This is a genomic window from Burkholderia sp. HI2761, from assembly GCF_002223355.1.
In the GTDB taxonomy this organism is placed as follows: Bacteria; Pseudomonadota; Gammaproteobacteria; order Burkholderiales; family Burkholderiaceae; genus Burkholderia.
Genome location: NZ_NKFN01000006.1, coordinates 54,299 through 79,696, shown reverse-complemented (window position 1 = coordinate 79,696; position 25,398 = coordinate 54,299). Strand labels below are relative to the sequence as shown.

The 25,398-nt window shown below is 67.8% G+C and carries 23 protein-coding genes; 9 read left to right on the top strand and 14 right to left on the bottom strand.

Annotation, left to right across the window (positions count from 1 at the left end):
* Nucleotides 1-4: 4 nt before the first annotated feature.
* The 7 genes from otnI to CFB46_RS16915 form a co-directional block, all read right to left on the bottom strand.
* A complete protein-coding gene (otnI, locus tag CFB46_RS16945; RefSeq protein ID WP_089500567.1) occupies nt 5-781 on the bottom strand; it encodes a 2-oxo-tetronate isomerase in 777 nt (258 codons plus the stop codon).
* Nucleotides 782-857: 76 nt separating this feature from the next.
* Nucleotides 858-2,183 (bottom strand): MFS transporter, encoded by a 1,326-nt coding sequence (locus tag CFB46_RS16940; protein WP_089500566.1) that lies wholly within the window; start codon nt 2,181-2,183, stop codon nt 858-860.
* Between the two features lie 121 nt (nt 2,184-2,304).
* Nucleotides 2,305-2,943: a 3-oxo-tetronate 4-phosphate decarboxylase gene (gene otnC / locus CFB46_RS16935; protein WP_089500565.1), complete on the bottom strand. Its 639-nt coding sequence runs from the start codon at nt 2,941-2,943 to the stop codon at nt 2,305-2,307.
* On the bottom strand, nt 2,940-4,241 hold the full coding sequence (otnK, locus tag CFB46_RS16930; protein WP_089500564.1) for a 3-oxo-tetronate kinase: 1,302 nt from the start codon (nt 4,239-4,241) through the stop codon (nt 2,940-2,942). Before otnK ends, otnC begins: the two co-directional genes overlap by 4 nt.
* A 19-nt stretch (nt 4,242-4,260) precedes the next feature.
* A complete protein-coding gene (gene ltnD / locus CFB46_RS16925; RefSeq protein WP_059575397.1) occupies nt 4,261-5,151 on the bottom strand; it encodes an L-threonate dehydrogenase in 891 nt (296 codons plus the stop codon).
* A gap of 70 nt (nt 5,152-5,221) precedes the next feature.
* The gene (locus CFB46_RS16920) at nt 5,222-5,926 is read right to left on the bottom strand and encodes a FadR/GntR family transcriptional regulator (protein WP_027781390.1); all 705 of its coding nucleotides are present in this window, start codon (nt 5,924-5,926) and stop codon (nt 5,222-5,224) included.
* 190 nt (nt 5,927-6,116) lie between these two features.
* Nucleotides 6,117-7,190 (bottom strand): GlxA family transcriptional regulator, encoded by a 1,074-nt coding sequence (locus tag CFB46_RS16915; RefSeq protein ID WP_089500563.1) that lies wholly within the window; start codon nt 7,188-7,190, stop codon nt 6,117-6,119.
* A gap of 285 nt (nt 7,191-7,475) precedes the next feature.
* Between CFB46_RS16915 and CFB46_RS16910 the strand changes: the two genes are divergently transcribed.
* The 8 genes from CFB46_RS16910 (at nt 7,476) to CFB46_RS16875 (ending at nt 16,467) form a co-directional block, all read left to right on the top strand.
* Nucleotides 7,476-8,861: an L-serine ammonia-lyase gene (locus tag CFB46_RS16910; protein WP_027781388.1), complete on the top strand. Its 1,386-nt coding sequence runs from the start codon at nt 7,476-7,478 to the stop codon at nt 8,859-8,861.
* A 14-nt stretch (nt 8,862-8,875) separates the two neighbouring features.
* Nucleotides 8,876-10,120, top strand: coding sequence for a sarcosine oxidase subunit beta family protein (locus CFB46_RS16905; RefSeq protein WP_006480591.1), 1,245 nt, complete (start codon nt 8,876-8,878; stop codon nt 10,118-10,120).
* 20 nt (nt 10,121-10,140) lie between these two features.
* Nucleotides 10,141-10,455, top strand: a complete 315-nt coding sequence (locus CFB46_RS16900; protein WP_089500562.1) for a sarcosine oxidase subunit delta — start codon at nt 10,141-10,143, stop codon at nt 10,453-10,455.
* The gene (locus tag CFB46_RS16895; RefSeq protein ID WP_089500561.1) at nt 10,452-13,463 is read left to right on the top strand and encodes a sarcosine oxidase subunit alpha family protein; all 3,012 of its coding nucleotides are present in this window, start codon (nt 10,452-10,454) and stop codon (nt 13,461-13,463) included. The genes CFB46_RS16900 and CFB46_RS16895 overlap by 4 nt, the downstream gene beginning before the upstream one ends.
* The gene (locus CFB46_RS16890) at nt 13,453-14,085 is read left to right on the top strand and encodes a sarcosine oxidase subunit gamma (RefSeq protein ID WP_027781385.1); all 633 of its coding nucleotides are present in this window, start codon (nt 13,453-13,455) and stop codon (nt 14,083-14,085) included. Before CFB46_RS16895 ends, CFB46_RS16890 begins: the two co-directional genes overlap by 11 nt.
* On the top strand, nt 14,082-14,522 hold the full coding sequence (locus CFB46_RS16885; protein ID WP_006749884.1) for a dihydroneopterin aldolase: 441 nt from the start codon (nt 14,082-14,084) through the stop codon (nt 14,520-14,522). The genes CFB46_RS16890 and CFB46_RS16885 overlap by 4 nt, the downstream gene beginning before the upstream one ends.
* A 257-nt stretch (nt 14,523-14,779) precedes the next feature.
* Nucleotides 14,780-15,115, top strand: a complete 336-nt coding sequence (locus CFB46_RS16880) for a helix-turn-helix domain-containing protein (protein WP_089500560.1) — start codon at nt 14,780-14,782, stop codon at nt 15,113-15,115.
* Nucleotides 15,115-16,467 carry a HipA domain-containing protein gene (locus CFB46_RS16875; protein WP_089500559.1) on the top strand — a complete coding sequence of 451 codons (1,353 nt, stop codon included), beginning with the start codon at nt 15,115-15,117 and terminating at the stop codon, nt 16,465-16,467. The genes CFB46_RS16880 and CFB46_RS16875 overlap by 1 nt, the downstream gene beginning before the upstream one ends.
* A 17-nt stretch (nt 16,468-16,484) precedes the next feature.
* Here the strand turns inward: CFB46_RS16875 and CFB46_RS16870 are convergent, their stop codons facing one another.
* The 6 genes from CFB46_RS16870 to osmF form a co-directional block, all read right to left on the bottom strand.
* Entirely contained in the window at nt 16,485-17,162 is a 678-nt protein-coding gene (locus CFB46_RS16870; RefSeq protein ID WP_089500558.1) for a lytic transglycosylase domain-containing protein, read from the bottom strand.
* A gap of 272 nt (nt 17,163-17,434) precedes the next feature.
* Nucleotides 17,435-17,830 carry an NAD(+)--rifampin ADP-ribosyltransferase gene (arr, locus tag CFB46_RS16865; protein ID WP_089500557.1) on the bottom strand — a complete coding sequence of 132 codons (396 nt, stop codon included), beginning with the start codon at nt 17,828-17,830 and terminating at the stop codon, nt 17,435-17,437.
* 32 nt (nt 17,831-17,862) lie between these two features.
* Entirely contained in the window at nt 17,863-18,630 is a 768-nt protein-coding gene (locus CFB46_RS16860; RefSeq protein ID WP_089500556.1) for an ABC transporter permease, read from the bottom strand.
* Nucleotides 18,627-19,574 (bottom strand): ABC transporter ATP-binding protein, encoded by a 948-nt coding sequence (locus CFB46_RS16855; protein WP_089500555.1) that lies wholly within the window; start codon nt 19,572-19,574, stop codon nt 18,627-18,629. The genes CFB46_RS16860 and CFB46_RS16855 overlap by 4 nt, the downstream gene beginning before the upstream one ends.
* Complete coding sequence (locus tag CFB46_RS16850) at nt 19,571-20,749, bottom strand: ABC transporter permease (protein ID WP_089500554.1); 1,179 nt, start codon at nt 20,747-20,749, stop codon at nt 19,571-19,573. Before CFB46_RS16850 ends, CFB46_RS16855 begins: the two co-directional genes overlap by 4 nt.
* Entirely contained in the window at nt 20,746-21,669 is a 924-nt protein-coding gene (gene osmF, locus CFB46_RS16845) for a glycine betaine ABC transporter substrate-binding protein OsmF (protein ID WP_089500553.1), read from the bottom strand. Before osmF ends, CFB46_RS16850 begins: the two co-directional genes overlap by 4 nt.
* 167 nt (nt 21,670-21,836) lie before the next feature.
* Here osmF and CFB46_RS16840 point away from each other — a divergent pair, with 167 nt between their 5' ends.
* On the top strand, nt 21,837-22,766 hold the full coding sequence (locus CFB46_RS16840) for a 2-hydroxyacid dehydrogenase (protein WP_089500552.1): 930 nt from the start codon (nt 21,837-21,839) through the stop codon (nt 22,764-22,766).
* Between the two features lie 235 nt (nt 22,767-23,001).
* Here CFB46_RS16840 and CFB46_RS16830 read toward each other — a convergent pair whose 3' ends face one another.
* Nucleotides 23,002-24,972 carry a Xaa-Pro dipeptidyl-peptidase gene (locus CFB46_RS16830; protein WP_089500551.1) on the bottom strand — a complete coding sequence of 657 codons (1,971 nt, stop codon included), beginning with the start codon at nt 24,970-24,972 and terminating at the stop codon, nt 23,002-23,004.
* Nucleotides 24,973-25,398: the final 426 nt, after the last annotated feature.

The window sequence follows — 25,398 nt, the reverse complement described above, 5'->3', positions numbered from 1 at the left end:
CGGATTACAGGTACGGCTCGAGCCAGCCGAGGCCTTCGGACGTGCCGGCCTTCGGCCGATATTCGCAGCCGATCCAGCCGTCGTAGCCGAGCGCGTCGATCAGCGCGAACAGGTACGGGTAGTTGAGTTCGCCGACATCCGGCTCGTGGCGTTCCGGCACGCCCGCGATCTGGATATGGCCGATGCCCGCGAAATCGCGCTCGAGTTTCATCGCGAGATCGCCTTCGACGATCTGGCAGTGGTAGCAGTCGAACTGCACCTTCAGGTTCGGCGCGCCGACTTCCGCGCGGATCGCCTGCGCGTCGTCCTGGCGACTCAGGAAATAGCCGGGCATGTCGCGCTGGTTGATCGGCTCGATCAGGATCGTGATGCCGTGCGCGGCGCCCGCCTGCGCCGCATGCCGCAGGTTCGACAGATAGGTGTCGCGATGGCGCGCGCGATCGGCGCTGGGCGGCACCATGCCGGCCATCACGTGCAGCTTCTCGTTGCCGATCACGCGTGCATAGTCGAGCGCCTGATCGATGCCGCGGCGGAACTCGTCCTCGCGGCCGGGCAGCGATGCGATGCCGCGTTCGCCCGCGGCCCAGTCGCCCGGCGGCGCGTTGAACAGCGCCTGTTCGAGGCCATGCGCGTCGAGACGCGCGCGGATCTCCTCGGCGGCGAAGTCGTACGGGAACAGGTACTCGACGGCCTTGAAGCCGTCGTGAGCGGCAGCGGCGAAGCGTTCGAGAAACGCGTGCTCGGTGTACATCATCGAGAGGTTGGCGGCGAAGCGTGGCATGGCAGCAGGTCCTGTGAATGAATGGGGCGGGGCGCCGTGCGCTCCCGCGTCGAATGATGAATCGGCCGGCGGCGGATCAGCGGTTCACGAGTTTCGCGGGCGTGAGCCACACGGCGATCGCGCCGATTACGAGCATCGCGGCCAGCACGTACATGCCCGACGACGTGCTGTGCGTGACGTCCTTCAGGTAGCCGATCACGTACGGGCTCGCGAAACCGGCGAGGTTGCCGACCGAGTTGATGATCGCGATCCCGGCCGCGGCCGCGGAGCCCGTGAGGAACGCGGTCGGCAGCGACCAGAACAACGGGGCGCAGGTCAGCACGCCGCCCGCCGCGAGCGACAGGAACACGATCGACACGGCCGTATTGTGCGAGTACGACGCGGCGACCGCAAACCCGAGCGCGCCCATCAGCGCAGGCACGATCAGGTGCCAGCGGCGTTCGCGGCGCTTGTCCGCGCTATGGCCGAACAGGTTCATCACGACGATCGCGACGACGAACGGAATCGCCGACAGCAGGCCGATCTGCAGCGTATCGGTGATGCCGGTCGATTTCACGAGCGTCGGCATCCAGAACGTGAGCCCGTACTGGCCGGTGACGAACGCGAAGTAGATCAGCGACATCCACCACATGCGCGGGTCCGAGAACACGGCCTTCAGCGAATGACCGTGCTTCTGCTGTTCCTGCGGCTGCGCGGCGATTTCGTCTTCGAGCAGTTGCTTCTCGCGCTCGTCGAGCCACTTCGCGCCGCGGATGCTGTTGTCGAGATACAGGATCGTCGCGATGCCGACGAGCACGGCCGGCACGGCCTCGATCATGAACATCCATTGCCAGCCGTGGAAACCCGATCCGCCGTGGAAGCGCTCCATGATCCAGCCCGACAGCGGGTTGCCGAAGATGCCCGACACCGGAATCGCGGACATGAACACCGCGATGATCTTCGCGCGGCGATGGGACGGGAACCAGTACGTGAGGTACAGGATCACGCCCGGATAGAAGCCGGCTTCCGCGAGGCCGAGCAGGAAGCGCAGCACGTAGAACTGCGTCGGCGTCTTCACGAACGCGAACAGCGCGGACAGCAGGCCCCACGTGATCATGATCCGCGCGATCCAGATGCGCGCGCCGAGGCGGTGCATCAGCATGTTGCTCGGCAGTTCGAACAGGAAGTAGCCGAGGAAGAAAATCCCCGCGCCGAGCCCGAACACGGTTTCGCTGAACGCGAGATCCTGCGACATCTGCAGCTTGGCGAAGCCGACGTTCACGCGGTCGAGATACGCGACCACGTAGCAGAGCATCAGGAACGGCACGATGCGCCAGAACACTTTCTTGTAGGTGCGGTCGAGTTCGCCCGAGTGGGCGGCCGCGGCGGGCGAGCGGCTTGCGGCCGCGTCGAGAGCAGTCATCGTCGTGTCTCCAAGGACGTCGTGTGCCGGCGGCGCGTAGGCCGCCGGATCGTATGTGTGTGCTGACGGAAGGGCCCGCGCACACGGCGAGCATGTGAATCGGTACGGGGTGCGCGCCGCGTTACCAGCGCGCGCCGAAGGTCTGGCGCAGTTCGTCGAGTGCCGCGTCGGACAGCGGCTCGGGCTTCGGCTGCGTCATCAGCCACAGCCGCGCCGTTTCCTCGAGCTCCTCGAGCGCATACGACGCGTGCGATACCGACGGCCCCCACATCACGGGGCCGAGGCGATCGAGCAGCACGCCGCGCACCTGGTCGGCGAGCGCCGCGACTTCGGCCGCGACGGCCGGGTCGCCGGGGCGGCGGTAACGAATCAGCGGAATGTGGCCGACCTTCATCACGTAGTACGGCGTGATCGGCGGCAGCACGTCGGTGTCGCGCCATACGCCCGCGAGCGTCAATGCGACGAGATGCGTCGAGTGCGTGTGGACGACGCCGTTCGCTTCGGCGTTGCGCGCGTAGATGCCGCGATGCAGCGCGAGCGTCTTCGACGGCTTGCCGCCCGAGACGGGCTGGCCGTCGGTGCCGACTTTCGCGATGTCGTTCGGATCGAGCCGGCCGAGGCATGCGTCGGTCGGCGTGATCAGCCAGCCGTCCGCGAGACGCGCGCTGATGTTGCCGGCGCTGCCGACCGCATGGCCGCGCGCATACAGGCTCGCGCCGACCACGCAGATCTCTTCGCGCAGTTTCGCTTCGTGGCTCATCGTGCGGCTCCGTCCAGCGCGCGCAGCGCCTTGTCGAAAAAGTCCGTCGCGCCGAAGTTGCCGGATTTCAGCGCGAGGCCGAGCGGCTGGGCGTCGGCGGTGGCCGTGGCCGGCACGCCCGGATCGATCTGCGCACCGATCTGCAGCGACTTCACGTCGAGCGCCTGCACGACCGCGCCGGACGTCTCGCCGCCGGCGACGACGAACTTGCGCACGCCGAGTTCGCGCAGCCCGCGCGCGATCGCCGCGAGCGTGCTTTCGACGAGATGGCCGGCCGCGTCGACGCCGAGTGCCTGCTGCACGGCCTTCACTTCGTCGGGCGTGGCCGTTGCATAGATCAGCACGGGTTGGGGCAGGTGCGAACGCGCGAAGGCAAGCGCTTCATCGACGACGGGCTCGCCGCGCGACGCCGCGAGCGGATCGATGCGGAAGCTCGGCCGTGTCGCACGCCATGCGGCGACCTGCGCGTTGGTGGCCTTCGACGCGCTGCCGGCGAGCACGGCCGACAAGCCGTCGATGCGCGGCAGCGATGCCGCGTTGTCGCGCTCGGGCAGTTGCTCCGCGCGGCGGAAATTCGCGGGCAGGCCGAGCGCGATGCCCGAGCCGCCGGTGACGAGCGGCAGGCCCGCGCACGCTTCGCCGAGGACGTAGAGGTCGCGGTCCGACAGCGCATCGGCGATCGCGAAACGCGCACCTTCCGCGCGCAACTGGTCGATCCGCGCGCGCACGGCGGCCGCGCCGAGCGCGATCGTGTCGTAGCGGATCAGGCCGACCGGCGACTTCGTCTGCTGCTGGAGCACGCGCACGAGGTTCGCATCCTTCATCGGCGTGAGCGGATGATTCTCCATCCCCGATTCGTTCAGCAGCACGTCGCCGACGAACAGGTGGCCGCGATAGATCGTGCGGCCGTTCTCGGGGAACGCCGGGCACGCGATCGTGAAGTCGCCGCCGGCAGCATCGAGCAGCGCGTCGGCCACCGGCCCGATGTTGCCTGAGTCGGTCGAGTCGAACGTCGAGCAGTACTTGAAGAAGAACTGTCGGCATCCTTGCGCGCGCAACCATTCATACGCGGCGAGCGATTGCGCGACGGCGTCGGCGGCGGGGATCGTGCGCGACTTCAGCGCGACGACGATCGCGTCGGCGTCGACGATCGTGTCGGCAGCCGCGCCATCGGCGGGCACGCCGATCGTCTGCACGGTGCGCATGCCGCTCTTGACGAGCATGTTCGCGAGATCGGTCGCGCCGGTGAAATCGTCGGCGATGCAGCCGAGCAGGGGACGGGAAGCGGAAGCGGTCATGGCGGGAACGTCGTTCGAATCAGCGGGCGGGCGGCAGCGTGATGCCGGGGAAAGTCTTGATCACGGCGGAATCGTCCTCGCCGCCGTGGCCGGCGCTCGACGCGCTCATGAACATCTGATGCGCGGTGGCCGACAGCGGCAGCGGGAATTTGCTGCGGCGCGCGGTATCGAGCACGAGGCCGAGATCCTTCACGAAGATGTCGACGGCCGACAGCGGCGTGTAGTCGCCGTTCAGGATGTGCGGCACGCGGTTCTCGAACATCCACGAATTGCCGGCGCTGTGCGTGATCACGTCGTACAGCGCGTCGGCATCGACGCCTTCGCGCAGGCCGAGGGCCATCGCCTCGGCCGCCGCCGCGATATGCACGCCGGCCAGCAACTGGTTGATGATCTTCACTTTCGAGCCGATGCCGTGTGCGTCGCCGAGGCGGTACACCTTGCCGGCGATCGCGGCGAGCACGTCCTCGCAGCCCGCATAGGCGGCGGCCGGCCCGGACGTCATCATCGTCATCTCGCCGGAGGCCGCGCGCGCGGCGCCGCCCGACACGGGCGCGTCGAGCATCTGCAGGCCGGCCGCTTCGATGCGTGCGCCGAGCGCGACCGCGAATTCGGGCGCGACGGTCGCGCTCGCGATCACGACGCCGCCCGGCTTCATCGCCGCGACCGCACCGTGTTCGCCGAACAGCACCGTTTCCGTTTGCGCGGCATTGACGACGAGCGTGACGACGACGTCGCACCGCGCGCCGAGTTCGGCCGGCGTCGCGCACGCGATGCCGCCTTCGGCGGCGAACGCCTGCAGCACGGTGTCGCGCACGTCGCATGCATGGACGCGCAGGCCGGCGCGCAGCAGCGAGCGTGCGACGCCGAGGCCCATCGCGCCGAGGCCGATGACTCCAACATTTCGTGACATGGTCAACCTTGATTGATTCGGGAGAGGTTCCGGACAACGGCGGCGCCCGGCTCGGCAGGCGCCGCCGGCTTCAGCAGATGCCGGCTTCCGCGAGGCGGCGGGCGGCGTTGTACATGTGCGTGCGCGCCGCGTTGCGGGCGGCCATCGGATCGCGCGCGCGGATCGCGTCGGCGATCGCCGCGTGTTCCTCGCGCACCTGCCGCGAGAAATCGTCGCGCGTCGCTTCGTTGCCCCGCGTGACCTTCACGCCGGCTTCGAGATACTGGTTCAGGAACTGCAGCGTCTTCAGGAAATACGGGTTGCCGGTGACGGCCGCGATCGTGCGGTGGAACGCGACGTCTTCCGCGACGCCGTCGCGCCCTTCGGCCGCCGCTTCGTCGATCTTGCGCAGCGCGTCGTCGATGTCGGCCATGTCGTCGGCGGTGTGGTGCAGCGCGGCTTCGGCCGCGACTTCAGCCTCGATCGCGCGGCGTACCGCGAGCAGGTGCGGCAGCGAACTCGCCTCGACGGCTTCCGCGTAGTCGATCCGCAGCGGCCGGATCGCGCCGTGCTGGTTCACGAACACGCCGCTGCCCTGGCGCGGCTCGACCACGCCTTCGTTCTTCAGCCGCGAGATCGCCTCGCGGATCACGGTGCGGCTCACGCCGAATTCCTGCGCGAGCACGGCCTCGGTCGGCAGCTTGCCGGTGGCCGAGAAACTGCCCACTTCGATCTGCTTGAGCAGTTGCTGCGCGACATGGTCGCTCATCGCGCGGGCCGGAATTTTCTCGAACATGATGCTCTGGTTTGTAAGGTGATGTGGTCATCATACAAATTTGAGCGCGCATCAGCATCCGGGATAACCCTCGTTTCACGGCGAGGAACGTCGGCTAAATTGACTGGAACCGGTTCCAAAAGCGTCAAAACGGAGGCGAACGTGTGCGGTTCCGCAATGGGTCGGGAAAGGGGCGGGCGCCCGCAGGCCGTCAGTCGGCGACGTCCTCGACGGCGTCGGCCGACGCATCGGGCGTCGCGGCGACTTCGGCCACGTCGCCGCCGCGCTCGCGATACGTCGCCGGCGGCACGCCGAACTGCTTGCGGAATTCGCGCCCGAGGTGCGACGCATCGGCGAATCCGCAACTCGACGCGATATCGGCGACCGTGCGGTCCGAACTCGTCAGCAGCCAGGCGGCCGTGCGCAGCCGCACCTGTTTCGCGAATGCCTGCGGGCTCTTGCCGGTCTCGGCCTTGAAGAGCCGTTCGAGCTGCCGCGTCGACAAGTCGAGCTTGCACGCGAGTTCATCGAGCGGCAGCGTACGCCCCACGTGCTGTTCCATCAGAAGAATCGCGCGCTTGACCTTCGGATGCGTCGCCGGTTCGAGGCCCGGCGGATGCGGCTGCGGCGCGTTGCCTTTCTGCATCTCGCCGACGAGCAGGATGCGCAGCGCCTTCTGCACGGTGGCGTGATCGAAATGGCGCAGCAGGATCGCGGCGGCGACGTCGATCGACGCGCGGCCGCCCGAACACGTGATCCGGCGGCGGTCGATCACGAACAGCCGGTCGGCGATCAGCAGATCGGGATCGGCGGACGGAAAGCGCTCGATGAAATCCCAGTAATGGAACCAGCTCACGCAGGTGCGGTAGCCGTCGAGCACGCCGGCGCGCATCAGCGTGAACACGCCGGTGCAGATGCCGACGACCGTCGCGCCGCTCGCCGCCGCGCGGCGGATGACGTCGAGCGTTTCAGGGCCGGCCTGCGGCCCCGAATGCAGCAGCCCGCCCACCACCACCACATAGTCGAACGGCTCGGCCGCGTCGAACGTCTCCCACGGCGTGATCTGGATCCCGCAACTCGCGCGCACCGGCGCGAGCGTCTCGCCGATCACGCTCCATGCGCAGCGCACGGGCTTGCTGTAGTCGCCGTCGTCGGCCGACAGCCGCAGCATGTCGACGAAGCCCGAGAAGGCCGTCAGCGTGAAGTTCGGCAGCAGCACGATGCCGAAGCGGATGCGCCGCGGCGCGGGTTCTGCGAGGGGGGAAGCGGGTACGTCGGGGGTCATCGCGGCCAATCTCGTCACGCCGGGCAGGCGGTCTCACTCGTTTCACTCTGTTTGCGGGCTACGGCTGCCGGGGCGGCACGGATGCAGCCAGCGTCGCCGATCGGCCGCGGCCGGACTTGTGGTTTTTCGTCGCGAACCATCGCCAAAACGCACTTTCCGGGCAGCCGGCGCGGCGCTTGGCGGCGCTATCCCACGCCGATGCCGTTTTTGTTCTATCGGCCGATTTTACGCCCTGATGTACTGAGGCCCAACGACATTTCACGCATGCAACCCAAAGGAAGCCAGATGAACGTCAGCGCGTTCGACCTGTTCAAGATCGGCATCGGCCCGTCCAGTTCCCATACGGTCGGCCCGATGATCGCCGCGTGCCGCTTCGCGTCGCACGTCGAGGACGCGAACCTGCTCGGCTTCGTGCGCCGCGTGAGGGTCGAGCTGTACGGCTCGCTCGGCGCGACCGGCAAGGGTCACGGCACCGACAAGGCCGTGCTGCTCGGCCTCGAGGGCCACCTGCCCGACACGATCGATCCCGACCTGATCGAGCCGCGGCTCGCCGCGATCCGCGCGGAGAAGACGCTGACGCTGCTCGGCAAGCAGACGGTGCGCTTCGACGAAAAGGAACACATCGGCTTCTATCGCAAGCTGATGAGCGGCACGGGCATCGTGCATCCGAACGGGATGCGCTTCCAGGCATTCGACGAACACGGCCAGCTGCTCGTCGAGAAAGAGTATTACTCGGTCGGCGGCGGCTTCGTCGTGAACCGCGACGGCGATCGCGTGAACGGCGTGCGCGCGGCGGTCGAGGTGCCGTATCCGTTCCGCACCGGCGACGACCTGATGCGCCAGTGCCGCGAACATGGGCTGTCGATCGCCGAGCTGATGCTGCGCAACGAATCCGCGCTGCGGCCGGCCGACGAAGTGCGCGCCGGGCTGCTCGCGATCTGGCGCACGATGGCCGCGTGCGTCGAGCGCGGCTGCAAGGTCGAGGGCGAGCTGCCGGGCCCGATGCGCGTGAAGCGCCGCGCGGCCGAAATGAACGGCCACCTGCGCGCGCGTTCGGAAGAGTCGCTGCGCGACCCGCTGTCGATGCTCGACTGGGTCAACCTGTATGCGATGGCCGTGAACGAAGAGAACGCGGCCGGCGGCCGGGTGGTCACCGCGCCGACCAACGGCGCGGCCGGCGTGATTCCCGCGGTGCTGCACTACTACGTGAAGTTCGTGCCGGGCTCGAACGAAGCCGGCATCGTCGAATTCCTGCTGACGGCCGCGGCGATCGGGATCATCTACAAGGAAACCGCGTCGATTTCCGGCGCGGAAGTCGGTTGCCAGGGCGAAGTGGGCGTCGCGTGCTCGATGGCCGCCGCCGCGCTCGCCGCCGTGATGGGCGGCACGCCCGACCAGGTCGAGAACGCGGCCGAGATCGGCATGGAGCACAACCTCGGGATGACCTGCGATCCCGTGGGCGGGCTCGTGCAGATCCCGTGCATCGAGCGCAACGCGATGGGCGCGATCAAGGCGCTGAACGCGTCGCGCATGGCGCTCAAGGGCAACGGCCAGCACTACGTATCGCTCGATTCCGTGATCAAGACGATGCGCGAAACCGGCGCCGACATGAAGACGAAATACAAGGAAACGTCGCGCGGCGGCCTCGCCGTGAACGTCATCGAATGCTAACGAAGGATCCAAACATGAGCCGCTACTCGATATTCAGCCTGTTCCGCAACGGCCTCTCGTATCACGAGAACTGGGAGAAGCAGTGGAAGAGCCCGGAGCCGAAGAAGGAATACGACGTCGTGATCGTCGGCGGCGGCGGCCACGGCCTCGCGACCGCGTACTACCTCGCGAAGGAGCACGGGATCACGAACGTCGCGATCCTGGAGAAGGGCTGGATCGGCGGCGGCAACACCGCGCGCAACACGACGATCGTGCGCTCGAACTACCTGTGGGACGAATCGGCCGCGCTGTACGAGAAGGCGATGAAGCTGTGGGAAGGGCTGTCGCAGGATCTGAACTACAACGTGATGTTCAGCCAGCGCGGCGTGATGAACCTCGCGCACACGCTGCAGGACGTGCGCGACACTGAGCGCCGCGTGAACGCGAACCGGCTGAACGGCGTCGACGCCGAATTCCTGACGCCCGCGCAGATCAAGGAAATCGAGCCGACGATCAACCTGAACAGCCGCTACCCGGTGCTCGGCGCGTCGATCCAGCGCCGCGCGGGCGTCGCGCGTCACGATGCGGTGGCCTGGGGCTTCGCACGCGGCGCGGACCGCGCCGGCGTCGACATCATCCAGAACTGCCAGGTAACGGGCATTCGCCGCGAGGGCGGCGCGGTGGTCGGCGTCGACACGGTGAAGGGTTTCATCAAGGCGAAGAAGGTCGCGGTGGTGGCCGCGGGCAACACGACGACGCTCGCCGACATGGCCGGCGTGCGTCTGCCGATCGAAAGCCACCCGCTGCAGGCGCTGGTGTCCGAGCCGATCAAGCCGGTGGTGAACTCGGTGATCATGTCGAACGCGGTGCACGCGTACATCAGCCAGTCCGACAAGGGCGATCTCGTGATCGGCGCCGGTATCGACCAGTACACGGGCTTCGGCCAGCGCGGCAGCTTCCACATCATCGAAAGCACGCTGCAGGCGATCGTCGAGATGTTCCCGGTGTTCTCGCGCGTGCGGATGAACCGCCAGTGGGGCGGCATCGTCGACGTGTCGCCGGACGCGTGCCCGATCATTACCAAGACCGACGTGAAGGGCCTCTATTTCAACTGCGGCTGGGGCACCGGCGGCTTCAAGGCGACGCCCGGCTCGGGCTGGGTGTTCGCGCACACGATCGCCCGCGACGAACCGCATCCGCTGAACGCGCCGTTCGCGCTCGACCGCTTCTATACGGGCCACCTGATCGACGAGCACGGCGCTGCCGCCGTCGCGCACTGACCACCATTGGAGAAAGAAACATGTTGCTGATCGAATGTCCGTGGTGCGGGCCGCGCGCCGAATCCGAGTTCTCGTGCGGCGGTGAAGCCGACATCGTGCGCCCGGTGGCGAACGAGAACATGACCGACCGCGAATGGGGCGAATACGTGTTCATGCGCGAGAACAAGCGCGGGCTGCACAAGGAGCAATGGCTGCACACGCAGGGCTGCCGCCGCTGGTTCAAGGTCACGCGCGACACGGTGACCTACGATATCAAGGGCTACGAAAAGTTCGGCGGGGCTGCCATCAGCGGCGCGGCTGCCGGCAACGCACACGAAGAGGGTACGAGCAAATGAGCCAGAAAGACCGCCTCGGCACCGGTGGCCGGATCAATCGCGCGATTCCGTTGACGTTCACGTTCAACGGCCGCACGTACCAGGGCTTCCAGGGCGACACGCTCGCGTCCGCGCTGCTCGCGAACGGCGTGCATTTCGTCGCGCGCAGCTTCAAGTACCACCGTCCGCGCGGGATCGTGACGGCGGATGTGGCGGAACCGAATGCCGTCGTGCAGCTCGAGTCCGGCCCGTATACCGTGCCGAATGCACGTGCGACCGAGATCGAGCTGTACCAGGGACTCGTCGCGACGAGCGTGAATGCCGAGCCCACGCTCGAGAACGACAAGTACGCGATCAACCAGAAGTTCTCGCGCTTCATGCCGGCCGGGTTCTACTACAAGACGTTCATGTGGCCGCGCAACATGTGGCCGAAGTACGAAGAGAAGATTCGCGAAGCAGCCGGCCTCGGCAAGGCGCCGGAGGTGCTCGACGCCGATCGCTACGACAAGTGCTACGCGCACTGCGACGTGCTCGTGGTCGGCGGTGGCCCGTCGGGCCTCGCCGCCGCGCATGCGGCCGCCACGGCCGGCGCGCGCGTGATCCTCGTCGACGACCAGCGCGAACTCGGCGGCAGCCTGCTGTCGTGCCGCGCGGAGATCGACGCGAAGCCCGCGCTGCAATGGGTCGAGAAGATCGAGGCGGAGCTGCGCAAGCTGCCCGACGTGACGATCCTGTCGCGCAGCACCGCGTTCGGGTATCAGGACCACAACCTCGTGACGGTCACGCAGCGCCTGACCGATCACCTGCCGGTGTCGATGCGCAAGGGCACGCGCGAGCTGCTGTGGAAGGTCCGCGCGAAGCGCGTGATTCTCGCGACCGGCGCGCACGAGCGGCCGATCGTATTCGGCAACAACGACCTGCCGGGCGTGATGCTGGCGGGTGCGGTGTCCACCTACGTGCATCGCTTCGGCGTGCTGCCGGGCCGTAACGCGGTCGTGTTCACGAACAACGACCGTGCATACCAGACCGCGCTCGACCTGAAGGCGTGCGGGGCGAAGGTCACGGTCGTCGATTCGCGCGCGTCGTCGAACGGCGCGCTGCCGGCCGCGGCCAAGCGGCAGGGCGTGACGGTGATGAGCGGCGCGGTCGTGACGGTTGCTTCGGGCAAGTGGCGCGTATCGTCGGTCGACGTCGCGTCCTACTCGAACGGCCAGACCGGCGGCAAGCTGCAGACGCTGCCGTGCGACCTCGTCGCGATGTCGGGCGGCTTCAGCCCGGTGCTGCACCTGTTCGCGCAATCGGGCGGCAAGGCGTGCTGGAACGACGAAAAGGCGTGCTTCCTGCCGGGCAAGCCCGTGCAGGCGGAGGCGAGCATCGGTGCGGCGGCCGGCGAATTCGGGCTGGCCCGTGCGCTGCGGCTCGCGGTCGATGCGGGCGTGGAAGCGGCGAAGGCCGCGGGCTTCACGGCCGCGCAGCGTCCGGCCGCACCGCAGGTCGCCGAAGCCGTCGAAGGCGCGCTGCAGCCGTTGTGGCTCGTCGGCAGCCGCGAGGCGGCCGCGCGCGGACCGAAGCAGTTCGTCGACTTCCAGAACGACGTGGCGGCCGCCGACATCCTGCTCGCCGCGCGCGAGGGCTTCGAGTCGGTCGAGCACGTGAAGCGCTATACGGCGATGGGCTTCGGCACCGACCAGGGCAAGCTCGGCAACATCAACGGGATGGCGATCCTCGCGGGCGCGCTCGGCAAGACGATTCCGGAAACGGGCACGACGACGTTCCGCCCGAACTACACGCCCGTGTCGTTCGGCACGTTCGCGGGCCGCGAGACGGGCGATTTCCTCGACCCGATCCGCAAGACGGCCGTGCACGAATGGCACGTCGAGCACGGCGCGATGTTCGAGGACGTCGGCAACTGGAAGCGGCCGTGGTATTTCCCGAAGAACGGCGAGGATCTCCATGCGGCCGTGAAGCGCGAATGCCTGGCGGTGCGTAACGGCGTCGGCATTCTCGACGCGTCGACGCTCGGCAAGATCGACATCCAGGGTCCGGACGCGGTGAAGCTGCTGAACTGGATGTACACGAACCCGTGGAACAAGCTCGAAATCGGCAAATGCCGCTACGGGTTGATGCTCGACGAAAACGGGATGGTGTTCGACGACGGCGTGACCGTGCGCCTCGCCGACCAGCATTTCATGATGACGACCACCACCGGCGGCGCGGCGCGCGTGCTGACGTGGCTCGAGCGCTGGCTGCAGACCGAATGGCCGGACCTGAAGGTGCGGCTCGCGTCCGTCACCGATCACTGGGCGACGTTCGCGGTGGTCGGCCCGAAGAGCCGCAAGGTCGTGCAGAAGGTGTGCCAGGACATCGACTTCGGCAATGAAGCGTTCCCGTTCATGAGCTACCGCAACGGCACCGTCGCCGGCGCGAAGGCGCGTGTGATGCGGATCAGCTTCTCGGGCGAGCTGGCCTACGAAGTGAACGTGCCGGCGAATGCGGGCCGTGCGGTGTGGGAAGCGCTGATGGCGGCCGGTGCCGAGTTCGACATCACGCCGTACGGCACCGAGACGATGCACGTGCTGCGCGCGGAGAAGGGCTACATCATCGTCGGCCAGGATACCGACGGCTCGATCACGCCGTACGACCTCGGGATGGGCGGGCTCGTCGCGAAGTCGAAGGACTTCCTCGGCAAGCGCTCGCTGACGCGCTCGGATACCGCGAAGGAAGGCCGCAAGCAGTTCGTCGGCCTCTTGACCGAAGACGAACAGTTCGTGCTGCCGGAAGGCGCGCAGATCATCGCGAAGGACACGCAGGTGTCGGCGGTCGATCCGACGCCGATGATCGGCCACGTGACGTCGAGCTACTACAGCCCGATCCTGAAGCGCTCGATCGCGCTCGCGGTGGTGAAGGGCGGCCTGAACAAGATGGGCGAGAGCGTCGTGATTCCGCTGGCCAACGGCAAGCGCATCACCGCGAAGATCTCGAGCCCGGTTTTCTACGATACCGAAGGGGTGCGTCAGCATGTGGAATGAAACGAGAAACCAGACGCAGGTGGCGGGTGCGGGCGGCGTGACGCTTGAATCGCCGTTCGTCGGCGCCGCCGACGTGCTGAAGGCGCACCAGGCGCGCGCATCGAAGAAGTTCGCGCTGCGCGAGCGGCCGTTCCTCGATCTCGTCAACGTGCGCGGCGAGTTGAGCGACCCGGCATTCGTGGCCGCGTTCGAGCGTGTGGTCGGCTGCCGCCCGCCCGCGGAGCCGAACACGGTGGCGCGCGGCGCCGAGTACGACGTGCTGTGGCTCGGCCCCGACGAATGGCTCGTGCGGTCGAACGGGCCGGTTCAGGCCGGCGTGCTCGAAGCGAAGCTGGCGGAGGCCGTGCAGGGCTCGTATGCGGCGGCCGTCGACGTCGGTAGCGGCTACACGGTCGTCGAGGTCGTCGGCGAACGCGTGCGCGACGTGATCGCGCGCGGCTGCCCGCTCGATCTGCATCCGCGCGTGTTCAAGCCGGGCCAGTGCGCGCAGTCGCACTACTTCAAGTCGCCGATCACGCTGATCCCGACCGGCGACGAGTCGTTCGAGATCGTCCTGCGTCGCAGCTTCGCCGACTATTTCGTGCGCATCATGCTCGACGCCGCGGCGCCGCTCGCATCATGAAGCCGTTCGACGAACCGTTCGTGGCGATCGACGCGCCGCGCCTGCGCGGGCGCGGCTGGAGCGTGTTCGTCGACGAACTGAAGGTGCCCGCGCGGATCGGCATCCACGCGCACGAGCATGAAGCGCCGCAGCCGATCGTGATCGATGCTCGGCTCGGGTATCGCTGCGAGCCGAGCGAGCAGGGCGAGTGGATCGATTACGACGGCTATTGCGCGCGCGTCGCGTCGTTCCTGTCGCACAAGCCGCATACGCGGCTGCTGGAGACGCTCGTCGCCGATCTCGCGGTGCTGTCGTTCCGCGAATGGCCGGCGCTGGAATCGCTGACGCTGTCGATGTACAAGCCGAAGATCCGGCCCGGCACGAAACGCGTCGGCGTGTCGCTCGACTGGACGCGCGGCGATTACCTGCGGTGGACGGGGGCGGCGGGGCAGCTTTGATCAGAGGGGGCCGGATCAAGGCACGAGGGAGGTGATCCGGCAAACCCGGCGGGCGCGGCGGCACGGATGTGCCGTCGCACGCGTTTATAGTTCCTGAAATATGAGAATAATGAGGTGCTGCCGGTCTTTGGTGTTTTTATTCCTGAAATATAAGAACAATTGGCGATCTGGCTGGCGAGCTCCTATAATTCCGATATTCTCGTAACTATGTCGTCGATCGACCTTCGACGGCGCTTTGTTCCTGAAATTCCGGAATTATGGCCCGCACCTTACCGCAACCCGTCGCGACACCCGACCCACTCGCACCGACTCTCGCCGCCTTGGGGGCGCTCGTGCGCAACCGGCGCGCGCAGAACCAGATGCGGATCGACGATGCGGCCGACATGCTCGGCGTCTCCAAGGACGTACTGTCGCGCCTCGAAAACGGGCGCGCGGTGAGTCTCGACAAGCTGTTCAAGGTGCTGGACGGCTTCGGCCTGAATTTGCTCGTCGTGCCGAAACGCGACGTTCAGGTGGCGCGCAATGCCGTGCGCGATCACGCGACGGTACGTGCCGCTTCGCCAGGCTCGTCCGGTTCGCCCGAGGGCGCGTGATGATCCATCGCCTGCGGATTTCGGCTGACGGCTCGCCGGTCGGGGAACTGACTTACGATGCCCGCCGCGACGACTACGGTTTTTCCTGCGATCCGGCGTGGCTCGCGCGGACAGACGCGTTTGCGTTGTCGCCGTGCATTCCGCTCGATGGCGGCACGCCGCCGGCGGGCGCGCTCCAGCGCTTCGTGGGCAATCTGCTCCCCGAGGGCCGCGCACTCGATGTGGCCGCATCGATGTATCAGATATCGAAGGACAACGTCTTCGGCCTGATCCGGATGCTCGGCAAGGAGCCCGTCGGTGCGTTGAGCTTCGTTCCGGACGACGACGAGGCCGGGCGGGCGGCGGAATCTCTCGAACCCGTGCGCCGACCGGTCTCCGCGGAGGAACTGGTCGACCGTATCCGCAAGCGCGATGCGATCCCGTTTTCCGTCTGGGACGATCGGGTGCGCCTGTCGATCGCCGGTCATCAGGACAAGCTGCAGGTGCTCGTCGAAGGTGAGCAGTTCGCGCTCGTGGACGGGGCGCTGAGCAGCTCGCATATTCTGAAGCCCGAGTCGCGCAGTCCGAACGCGCCGTTCATGGTCGCCAACGAGCATTTCTGCATGACGCTGGCGGCCCGCATGGGTTTGCCGGTCGCGCCTGTCGAGATTCGACGTATCCCGGAGCCCATTCTGCTGATCGAACGATTCGACCGGCTCGTGACGACCGACCCGGACGATCCGCGGCGCGTGAGCGCTGTGCGGCGGCTTCATGTCATCGATGGATGCCAGGCCCTCGACTTGCCGGCGACGCTCAAATACGAACGCAATCTCGGCAACAACGCGGACGTGCGCAATATCCGTGAAGGCGTGAGCTTCGAGAAGCTGTTTTCGCTGACGTCGTCTCTGGAGACACCCGCTGCCGCGCGCTCGGCCATGCTGCGCTGGGCGTTGCTGCAATTGTTGATCGGCAACAGCGACGCGCATGGCAAGAACATTTCGTTTTTCGTCAGCAGCGGCGGGCTCGAGCCGGCGCCGTTTTACGATCTGGTGTGCGTGAACGTGTACGGCGACGCTTATGTGCAGGACATGGCGATGGCGTACGGAGACGTGTTCCGCACCGAGGAGCTGACCGCTTTCGCGCTCGCCGATTTCGCGCATCGCGTGCGGATTCGGCCGGCGCTCGTTGCGCGTGAGATGGCGCGGATGGCGACGCTGGCTGCGGAACTGGCTCCCAGGCTGGCGGAGTCGGGCGTCTATGTGGGCGACGAGCGTGCGTGGGTACATCGCATCGCCGAGTACGTGCGAGCGCAGGCCGAACGCGTCATGCGTATTGCGCCCATGGTGCCCAAGGTCGACGTCGCGCTGCTCTGAGCGCGAGTGCCCATTGCTTACTTCGCGTTGCGGTTCGCGGCGGGCGCAGAGCCGGACGGATCGCTGACCGGCATCATGTGCGCGTTCGTATCGGTGGTGGCTTTCGCGCCGTCCTCGGGTTCGAGCACGAACCGGAACGATTCGACCCGCTGCATGACCTTCGCCGCATACGCACTGGATCCGCCGCTGTAGCTCTTCAGCCCGGCCTGCACGTTGCCGCCGGCCGCTTTCACGTAGCCCGACAGAATGCGCGAGCCGGCTTCGACGTTCGCATTCGGCTCGGTGAGATCCTTCACGTTGCGCAGCATGCCGCGGTGCGCGGCGGGCACGACCTGCATCAACCCGGTCGCGCCGTGCTGGCCGCGCGCCTTTTCCTGGAAGCGCGATTCGATCGAAATGATCGCGTAAACGAGGGCCGGAGGCAGCGAATATTTCGTCGCGGTCACGCTCACGATATCGGCGAGCTTCGCCGCCCGTTCCTTCGCGACGCCGAATTTCTTCGTCAGGTAGGACGTGATGCGGCGGTTTGCTTCGTTCGGCTGAACGTTGTCGCTCGCGAGCGGCGCGGAGGCGGCAGTCGGCGCCGATGCCAGCGCGTCGGACGCGGATGCAGGCACCGCGGGTGCTTGCTGCGCCCATGCCTGTTGCGCGATGCCGAACGAGAGCACGATCAGCCAGAGAAACCGTCGTCGCATGGTGGAATGCGGGGAAATGGGAGGCGCATAGTATATCGGCCAATCGTCGCCGATGGTCGAGCGCCGGCTCGAATGAAAGCGCGATGTAGGCTTGTGTCGATTCGGGCGGGGCCGACCAGCTGATCGTTGCACGCACACGCATCGGAGTCCGGATAGATGCGGCGCTTTCGTCCTGTCGTGCGACTCCTCCCACGGTACGCGGGCGTGTCGTTGCCTCGCGTGTTCCGTTGGCCGCCATCCCGGCTTTGTTCGCGAATCGGCCGAACGGATCGCTAGTTGATGATCTCGCCGATGCCGGTTTCGATTCGGCTTCTGAGTTGCTGGATGAACGCCGGATCGTAGGATTCCCAGCTATCGAGTTCGCCGACGATCTTCAAAGGCAGTGTGCTTCGATACGATCGCGTCGGATTGCCGGGGAATTTCTTGTCCGTGACGTTCGGGTCGTTTTCGAATTCCCCGGTGGGCTCGACGATGTAAACGCGCGGCCGGCCGTCGCCTTTGGCCATTTCCGCAGCCAGACCGGCGCCTTTCGGTAGGGCCGTGAAATAAACGTGGTTCATCACCACGTCGTTCCGATAATTCGATCTGAAGCCCGCTGTCAGCAAATCACCGATCCGCAAATTCGCTTTCGTGCCATGAAAAAACGGGCCGGCGTCCAGGACAGACATGGTGGCTCCTTCGAAAAATTCCGTGACGGATGCTAGGCGCGCCGCGCGCTCGCCACCCGCGCAATCGCGCCGATGGCGTCGCTGACGAGCACCGCGAGCAAGCCGACGATCACGCCGCCTTGCAGCACGAACGCGGTGTTCGATGTCTGCAGGCCCGCGATGATCACGTCGCCGAGCCCGCGCGCGGCGACCGTCGAGCCGATCGTCGCGGTGCCGAGATTGATCACGACCGCGAGGCGGATGCCGTTGACGATCACCGGGAACGCGAGCGGCAGCTCGACGGACACCAGTTGCTGCCAGCCGCTCATTCCCATCCCGCGCGCGGCGTCGACGACGTCGCGCGGGACGTCCTCGAGCCCCGCGATCGTGCTTTCGAAAATCGGCAGGAGCCCGTACAGCACGAGCGCGATCAGCACGGGTTTCAAGCCGAAGCCGACTGCCGGCACGGCGAGCGCGAGCACGGCGACCGGCGGGAAGGTCTGGCCGATATCGACGACGCTGCGCGCGAGCGGCAGGAAATCCGCGCCGAACCGCCGCGTGACCGCGATGCCGGCCGCGACCGCGACGATCGTGCCGATCAGGCTCGACAGCGCGACCGTGCCGAGATGCGCGAGCGTGAGATCGAGCAGGCTCGCGCGATCGTAGATCACCGGCGCGCCGTTGTCCGCGAACGGCGCGAACAGACCCTGCAGCCACGCGGGGCGCAACAGCAACACGAGCAGCAGCGCGAGCGCGGCCGCGCGGGCGACGTACGCGGGAAGCGAAGACCGCTTGGGCCGCATGCTGCCGAGCGTCGTCATGCGGGCTGCCTCGCGTGCGAGCGAATCGCGTCGAGCGTGATGCGGCGGGGGCCGTGTGCGTTGCCGTTGGCTGCATCGTCGACGGGCAGCGCATCGACACCGCGCCACAACAATTCGGACACCGCATCGCGCAGCGTGCGCGTCGCCGCGATCGGCTCGCCGTCGGCGTGGCCGGCTTCGGCCACTGCGTCGATCGGCGTCAGCGCGAGCAGGCGCAGCGGACGGTCGACGCCCGCGACGAGCTGCTCGACGACACCCGCTGCCGGCCTGCCGAGAATCTCGGCAGGCGGCGCGACCTGCAGCAGCCGGCCGTCGTCCATCACAGCGATCGTGTCGCCGAGCTTCAGCGCTTCCTCGATGTCGTGCGTGACGATCACGACCGTGATGCCGAGGCGGCGCTGCAGCGCGAACAGGTCGTCCTGCGCCTTGTTGCGGATGATCGGATCGAGCGCGCCGAACGGTTCGTCCATCAGCAGCATCGCGGGCTCGGCCGCAAGCGCGCGCGCCACGCCGACGCGCTGCTGCTGGCCGCCCGACAGTTCGTGCGGCAGCTTGCCCGCGAATTCGGCCGGCGCGAGATGGAACAGGTCGAGCAGTTCGTTCACGCGCGCGTCGATACGGGCGGCCGGCCAGTCGAGCAGGCGCGGCACGGTCGCGATGTTGCGCGCGACGCTCCAGTGCGGAAACAGCCCGTGCCCCTGGATCGCGTAGCCGATGCCACGGCGCAGCTGCTCGGGCGCAACGGTCGCCGTATCGACGCCGTCGATGCGGATCGTGCCGCTGGTCGGCGCGATCAGCCGGTTGATCATGCGCAGGAGCGTCGACTTGCCGCTGCCCGATGCGCCGACGAGCGCGGTGATCGTGCCGCGCTGCATCGTCAGCGATACGTCGTCGACGGCGACCACGTCGCCGAAGCGTTTGCCGACCCGTTCGATCTCGATCATCCTGCACGCCCCTTCGCGAGCGACGTCGCGGCTTCGAACACGACGGCGGCCGCCAGTGCGAGCGCGATCGTCGGGATCGCGCCGAGCAGCACGAGATCGGCGGCCGATTGCCCGATCCCCTGGAAGATGAACGTGCCGAATCCGCCGCCGCCGATCAGCGCGGCAACCGCGGTCAGGCCGATGTTCTGTACGAGCACGATGCGCACGCCGCTCAGGATCACCGGCAGCGCGAGCACGAGATCGACGCGCAGCAGCCGCTGGGTGCGTGTCATGCCCATCGCGCGCGCCGCTTCGGTTACGTGCGGCGGCACCTGTCCGAGCCCGACCACGACGCTCGATGCGATCGGCAGCAGCGAGTAAAGGAACAGCGCGAGCACGGCCGGCGCGACGCCGATGCCGCGGATGCCGAGTTCGGCCGCGAGCGGCACGTGCGCGGCGAGCAGGCCGAGCGGCGCCATCATCAGCCCGTACATCGCGATGCTGGGGATCGTCTGCACGATATTGAGCACGGGCATCGCGACGGTGCGCACCGTCGCGACGCGCGCGCATGCGATGCCGAGCGGCACGCCCGCGACGAGCGCGGCGGCGACCGAGCCGCCCGCGAGCGACACGTGACGGATCGCTTCGCGCCAGAAATCGTCGCTGCGCACCGCGTATTCGCGCATCACGGAGAGGCCGTCCCACCAGCCGCTCGCGAGCGGCACGGAAACCGCCGCGATCGCGACGGCGAGCGCGAGGAGGCGCCGCCACGGGCCGAACGCGAGGCGCGCGAGCGCGTCGGCGATGAGCACCGCCCACGCGAACAGCAGCAGCCAGACGCCGGCGTCGGGCGACACGCGGGCCAGCATGTCGTCGGGCGCGACGACATGCGTCGCGGCCGCGCCGACCGCATACGCGAGCGTCGCGAGCCCCACGCACCCGGCCGCGAGCCGCCACGCGGGACGGCTCGCCGTCATCGCCCACAGCGCGCCGACGGTCCATAGCGCGGCGAGCGCCGCGCCCTGCATCGCCGGCAGCGCGGCGAACACCGATAGCCCGGTGCCGGCCGCGATCCGGTTCGGCCGCAGCACCGCGAACGACAGACCGAACACGGCGACGATCGTCAGTACGCCGATCAGGATGCCGACCTTGTCGAGCGTGACGCGCCGCGCGGACGCTGCCGCGCCCTCCGTCATTTCACGAAACCCTTCGATTTCAGGTAGCTTTTCGCGACGCCGCCAGCCGGCTCGCCGTTGAGCTGGATGCGGGCGTTCAGCGATTGCAGCGTCTTCAGGTCGAGGCTCGCGAACACGGGCTTCAAATACTCGGCGATTTGCGGATGCGCTTTCAGCACGGCTTCGCGGATCACCGGCGCCGGCGCGTAGACGGGCTGCACGTGCTTGTCGTCGTCGAGCACCGCGAGGCCGCTCGAGGCGATGCCGCCGTCGGTGCCGTAGACCATCGCGGCGTTCACGCCGTCGGTCTGGTTCGCGGCGGCCTTGATCGTCGCGGCCGTGTCGCCGCCGGACAGCACGACGAGCTGCTCGGGCTTCAGCTTGAAGCCGTACGCTTTCTCGAACGACGGCAGCGCGGACGCGCTGTTCACGAATTCGGCCGACGCCGCGAGCTTCACCTTGCCGCCGCCGGCCACCCACTTGCCGAAGTCGGAGAAGGTCTTCAGGTGCTGCGACTGCGCGACGGGCGCGAGCAGCGCGACGCCCCACGTGTTGTTCGCGGGCGCCGGTGCGAGCCACACGAGATGGTTCGCCGCGTAGTCGAGCTTCTTCGCGGTGTCGTAGCCCTGGCTCGCGTTCTTCCACACCGGATCGTCGGCCTTGTTGAAGAAGAACGCGGCGTTGCCCGTGTATTCGGGGTAGATGTCGATCTCGCCGCTCGTGAGCGCCTTGCGCACGATCGGCGTCGTGCCGAGCGCGATCTTTTCGGTGACGGGAATGCCGTGGGCCTTCAGCACCTGCGAAATGAGGTTGCCGAGCAGGTTGCCTTCGGTGTCGATCTTCGACGACACCACGACGGGCGTGTCGGCGTGCGCGCCGGGCGCCGCGAAGGCGGCGGCGAACGCGAGGCCCAGGATCCGGGCGGGCAGGGCGAGCTTCATCGGGGCCAATCTCCAGGACGGGGGCGTACGCCGAAAGTTACTTGACTGAGCCGGCTTTGGCAAACCGCGTGCGGCGGCGTGTCCACAGCCGGTGTGGGGATAACCCGCACCCGTCATGCGGGCTTGTTACACTGAAATTCGTTCTCCGCCTGCGGACATTTGCTGACATGAAGCCCGAGCTGCTGGTCCTCATCGCGCTGCGCGGCGACGCGCATCGCGAGATCGCCGCGTCGTTCGACGTGCGTTACGCCCCGACGCCCGACGAGCGCGAACGCGCGATCGCCGAACATGGCAGCACGATTCGAGCGGTGCTGACCAACGGCAGCACGGGGTTGACCGCCGCCGAGATCGACCGGCTGCCGCGGCTCACGTTCGTCAGCGCGCTCGGCGCGGGCTACGAGCACATCGATGTCGCGCACGCGAAGGCACGCGGCATTGCCGTGGTCACGGGCGCCGGCACCAACGACGACTGCGTCGCCGATCACGCGTTCGCGCTGCTGCTCGCGGCGGTGCGCAACGTCGTGCAACTCGATGCGACAACCCGCGCGGGCGTGTGGCGCGACGGGCTGTCGATGCCGCCGAACGTGTCGGGCAAGAAGCTCGGCATCGTCGGGCTCGGCAAGATCGGCGAGAAGTGCGCGCGTCGCGCGGCCGGCTTCGACATCGAGATCGGCTATCACAACCGGTCGGAGAAGCCGGGGCCGTACCGCTATTTCGACCGGATCGACGCACTCGCGCGGTGGGCCGATTTCCTGATCGTCGCGACGCCGGGCGGCGCGGGCACGCGGCACCTGATCGATCGCACCGTGCTCGACGCGCTCGGCCCCGGCGGCTTTATCGTCAACGTGTCGCGCGGCAGTGTTGTTGATACCGCTGCTTTGGCAGATGCGCTGCGCGAACGCCGCATCGCGGGCGCGGGGCTCGACGTGTACGAAGGCGAACCGGAGCCGCCGCGTGCGCTGACGGAGCTCGACAGCGTCGTGCTGACGCCGCACATGGGCGGCTGGTCACCCGAGGCGCTCGATCGTTCGGTGCGGCAGTTTCTCGACAACGCGGCGCGGCATTTCGCCGGGCAGCCGGTGTTGACGCCGGTGTGAGCGTCGGGCGGCGGCGTCGAGTCAGTCCGCCTGTTTGCTGAATACCCGGTAGAAATCCGGCAGGTTCGCGGGCTTGTCGGCGTCGAGATCGACCCGGCCGAACGGATTGCGCTCGTCGCTCGGCACGATTTCAGACGATCGACCTTGCACTATCTTCGTGCAGCGATTCCCCCGCCCGCATCGACACGCATGCAGGCGGGGCAGTGGTGTCGTTACGCCGGCAGCCGGCGCACGACTAGGCGCCCGCCGCCGACGACGCCAGCGGCACCGTCACCGACGTGCCGGCCGGATCGAGCGTCAGGCCCGTGCCGGGCGTCGGCCGCAGCGTCGCCTCGTAGTCGCTGGAGAGGACGACGAGCCCCAGCCGGTGGCCGGCTTCCAGCTTGTAGTCGCGCGGCATGAACGTCAGCTTCAGGTCGTACGGCATGCCGGGCAGCACGGGTTGCGACACCCACTCGGACAACCGGTTGCGCGGGTCGGTCCACGCGCGCGTGACGATCGTTGCCGTGCCGTCCGGCGCGCGGTCGACCAGCAGTGCCGTCACGTTCGCGACGCCCGTGAAGGTCAGCCGGACGCGCGCGGTCGCGGCGCCGGACAGGCGCGTCGCGGCCGTCAGCGGGGCCGTCTCGAAGCGGCTGCGGTTTTCGCCCGTCGGCGTGTTCGCCAGCGTGAGTGCGGGAATGCGCGCATCGTCGGTGAAGCGTGCGAGCGGGCCGCCGCTCGGCAGCCGCAGCAGCGTGCCGGTGCCGGCGCCGTCGCCGCCCGCGAAGTACGTGACTGGCGTGGCGTGCCGCGCGGCCCAGTCGGCTTCCTTCAGCAGCGTGCCGTCCGCCTGCGCGATCACCGCGCGCGGATCGTGCTCGACGCCGTTGTCATAGCCGATCAGGTAGCGCGTGAACCACCGGTTCACCTCCGCGGTCCATGCGTCGGCCATCGCCGGCACACGGGTTGGATCGGTGTGTTTCAGGCGATGCAGCCACAGCTGGGTCGGCACACCCTGGCGTCGCATCGCCAGATACCACGACGTCGACTGGTCGACGCGCACGTTGTCGTCGGTGAGCCCCTGCGCGACGAGCGCCGGCGCGACCGCGAACGCGGTCGGAATGTCGCGCGCGGCCCAGAACGGCGAATAGTCGCCGGTCTTGCGGTCTTCCTGCTGCAGCGCTTCGTCGATCAGGTGCGTGCAGCGCTCCGGATGCGCGTTCGTCAGCAGCGCCTTGATGTACACGTCGACATCCTCGCCCTGATAGCCTTCCGGCGCGCGCACGAGGCCGCCCGAGCGGTAGTAGCCGTACATGTTCGACAGCCCGGCGATCGGCACGATCGCGTCGAGCCCGCGCGTGCGCAGGCTCGCGACCATCTTCGGCAGCGTGCCGTCGTACGACACGCCGTACATGCCGACGTGGCCGGTCGACCAGTTCGCGACGACCGTCTTGCCGTTCGCGTCCTTCGCGGTCGCATCGCGGCCGAGCCAGCGGATCACCGATGCCATCGCGACCGATTCGTCGCGCGTCAGGATCGTCGGGCAGCCGTCCGAGCCGGCGGTGCCGAGCGAATCCGCGTAGACGATCGTGAAGCCGCGCGGCACGAAGTAGCTTTCGATCCACGAGCGGCCGGCCGCGGCGGCCTCGACCTGCTGCAGCATCCGCGACTGCGGCGCGGCGGCCAGGATGCGGGTGGACGCCGATGCCGCGGCGCCGGCCGCCGCGGCCGGATGCGGCGTGCCGTCGAGTTCGACGTCGACGTCGTGGTCGGGGCTGTCGGCGAGCCCCGCGTAATACGGGCTCGCGAGCACGATGACCGGCGTGCGCGCGCCGTTCGCGGTTTCGGACGGCCGCACGATGCGCACGTGGATGCGGTCGCGCGTGCCGTCGCCGTCGGAATCGACCGGCGTGTCGACCCACGCGTTCTCCTCGATCGTGCCGCCCGACAGCGACGGCTGCACCTGGCCGTTGCTGATCACCGGCTTGTAGCGCCCGTTGCTCGCGGGGTTCGCGTACGGGACGCCGGACGGCGAAAAGTGCGACGCGAACGATTGCGTATCGGGTGTATCGGCCGCGGCGGCGGCCCCTGCCTGTTGGCCCTGCGCGAGCGCTGACACGCCCGCCACGCTGCCGCCGTCGTCGCCGCCGCACGCGGCGAGCGTCGCGGCCGCCACGAGCGCGGGCAGCCACGCGCGCCGCACTCCGGTTCGATGAATGTTCATTGAATCGACCTCGTCTCTTGTGTTTGTCTGGAACCGGCCGGCTCGCGATACGCCCCCTGCGGCCTGGCCGGGTGCTGCGTCGGATGAAGCGGAACTGCACCATCAAAAACGGCGGGCGAGACGTATGGGACGCTCGCATGGGACCGGCGCGCGTCAGGCGGCGCGCATCCGGCGGGTACCGAGGCGAGTGCATCGCCCCGAACGGCAATCGTCAGTGCAGCGGTTCGCTGCGAACGCCATGAATACAGGAGTGCGAATCAAATGCGGGCATGCCCGAGCTTCCTTCAGGTTTCGGATGAAACGGAACGGCACGATGCGATGAGGCGGGAATGTTGCGAACGACGGTGCTGCAACGGCAGGAAAGCGCGACACGAGTCGGCACGCTGGCCGGATTGCTTTCCGGAAGCTTGCGCAAAAGTTATCTCA

Excerpts from the sequence above, each read along its gene's own strand:
- ltnD (WP_059575397.1), bottom strand. The coding sequence starts at position 5,151 with ATGTCACGAAATGTTGGAGTCATCGGCCTCGGCGCGATGGGCCTCGGC.
- CFB46_RS16920 (WP_027781390.1), bottom strand. The coding sequence starts at position 5,926 with ATGTTCGAGAAAATTCCGGCCCGCGCGATGAGCGACCATGTCGCGCAG.
- CFB46_RS16905 (WP_006480591.1), top strand. The coding sequence starts at position 8,876 with ATGAGCCGCTACTCGATATTCAGCCTGTTCCGCAACGGCCTCTCGTAT.
- otnK (WP_089500564.1), bottom strand. The coding sequence starts at position 4,241 with ATGACCGCTTCCGCTTCCCGTCCCCTGCTCGGCTGCATCGCCGACGAT.
- otnI (WP_089500567.1), bottom strand. The coding sequence starts at position 781 with ATGCCACGCTTCGCCGCCAACCTCTCGATGATGTACACCGAGCACGCG.
- CFB46_RS16885 (WP_006749884.1), top strand. The coding sequence starts at position 14,082 with ATGAAGCCGTTCGACGAACCGTTCGTGGCGATCGACGCGCCGCGCCTG.
- CFB46_RS16875 (WP_089500559.1), top strand. The coding sequence starts at position 15,115 with ATGATCCATCGCCTGCGGATTTCGGCTGACGGCTCGCCGGTCGGGGAA.
- CFB46_RS16840 (WP_089500552.1), top strand. The coding sequence starts at position 21,837 with ATGAAGCCCGAGCTGCTGGTCCTCATCGCGCTGCGCGGCGACGCGCAT.
- arr (WP_089500557.1), bottom strand. The coding sequence starts at position 17,830 with ATGTCTGTCCTGGACGCCGGCCCGTTTTTTCATGGCACGAAAGCGAAT.
- CFB46_RS16855 (WP_089500555.1), bottom strand. The coding sequence starts at position 19,574 with ATGATCGAGATCGAACGGGTCGGCAAACGCTTCGGCGACGTGGTCGCC.
- CFB46_RS16940 (WP_089500566.1), bottom strand. The coding sequence starts at position 2,183 with ATGACTGCTCTCGACGCGGCCGCAAGCCGCTCGCCCGCCGCGGCCGCC.
- osmF (WP_089500553.1), bottom strand. The coding sequence starts at position 21,669 with ATGAAGCTCGCCCTGCCCGCCCGGATCCTGGGCCTCGCGTTCGCCGCC.
- CFB46_RS16915 (WP_089500563.1), bottom strand. The coding sequence starts at position 7,190 with ATGACCCCCGACGTACCCGCTTCCCCCCTCGCAGAACCCGCGCCGCGG.
- CFB46_RS16895 (WP_089500561.1), top strand. The coding sequence starts at position 10,452 with ATGAGCCAGAAAGACCGCCTCGGCACCGGTGGCCGGATCAATCGCGCG.
- CFB46_RS16830 (WP_089500551.1), bottom strand. The coding sequence starts at position 24,972 with ATGAACATTCATCGAACCGGAGTGCGGCGCGCGTGGCTGCCCGCGCTC.
- CFB46_RS16860 (WP_089500556.1), bottom strand. The coding sequence starts at position 18,630 with ATGACGACGCTCGGCAGCATGCGGCCCAAGCGGTCTTCGCTTCCCGCG.
- otnC (WP_089500565.1), bottom strand. The coding sequence starts at position 2,943 with ATGAGCCACGAAGCGAAACTGCGCGAAGAGATCTGCGTGGTCGGCGCG.
- CFB46_RS16870 (WP_089500558.1), bottom strand. The coding sequence starts at position 17,162 with ATGCGACGACGGTTTCTCTGGCTGATCGTGCTCTCGTTCGGCATCGCG.
- CFB46_RS16880 (WP_089500560.1), top strand. The coding sequence starts at position 14,780 with ATGGCCCGCACCTTACCGCAACCCGTCGCGACACCCGACCCACTCGCA.
- CFB46_RS16910 (WP_027781388.1), top strand. The coding sequence starts at position 7,476 with ATGAACGTCAGCGCGTTCGACCTGTTCAAGATCGGCATCGGCCCGTCC.
- CFB46_RS16900 (WP_089500562.1), top strand. The coding sequence starts at position 10,141 with ATGTTGCTGATCGAATGTCCGTGGTGCGGGCCGCGCGCCGAATCCGAG.
- CFB46_RS16890 (WP_027781385.1), top strand. The coding sequence starts at position 13,453 with ATGTGGAATGAAACGAGAAACCAGACGCAGGTGGCGGGTGCGGGCGGC.
- CFB46_RS16850 (WP_089500554.1), bottom strand. The coding sequence starts at position 20,749 with ATGACGGAGGGCGCGGCAGCGTCCGCGCGGCGCGTCACGCTCGACAAG.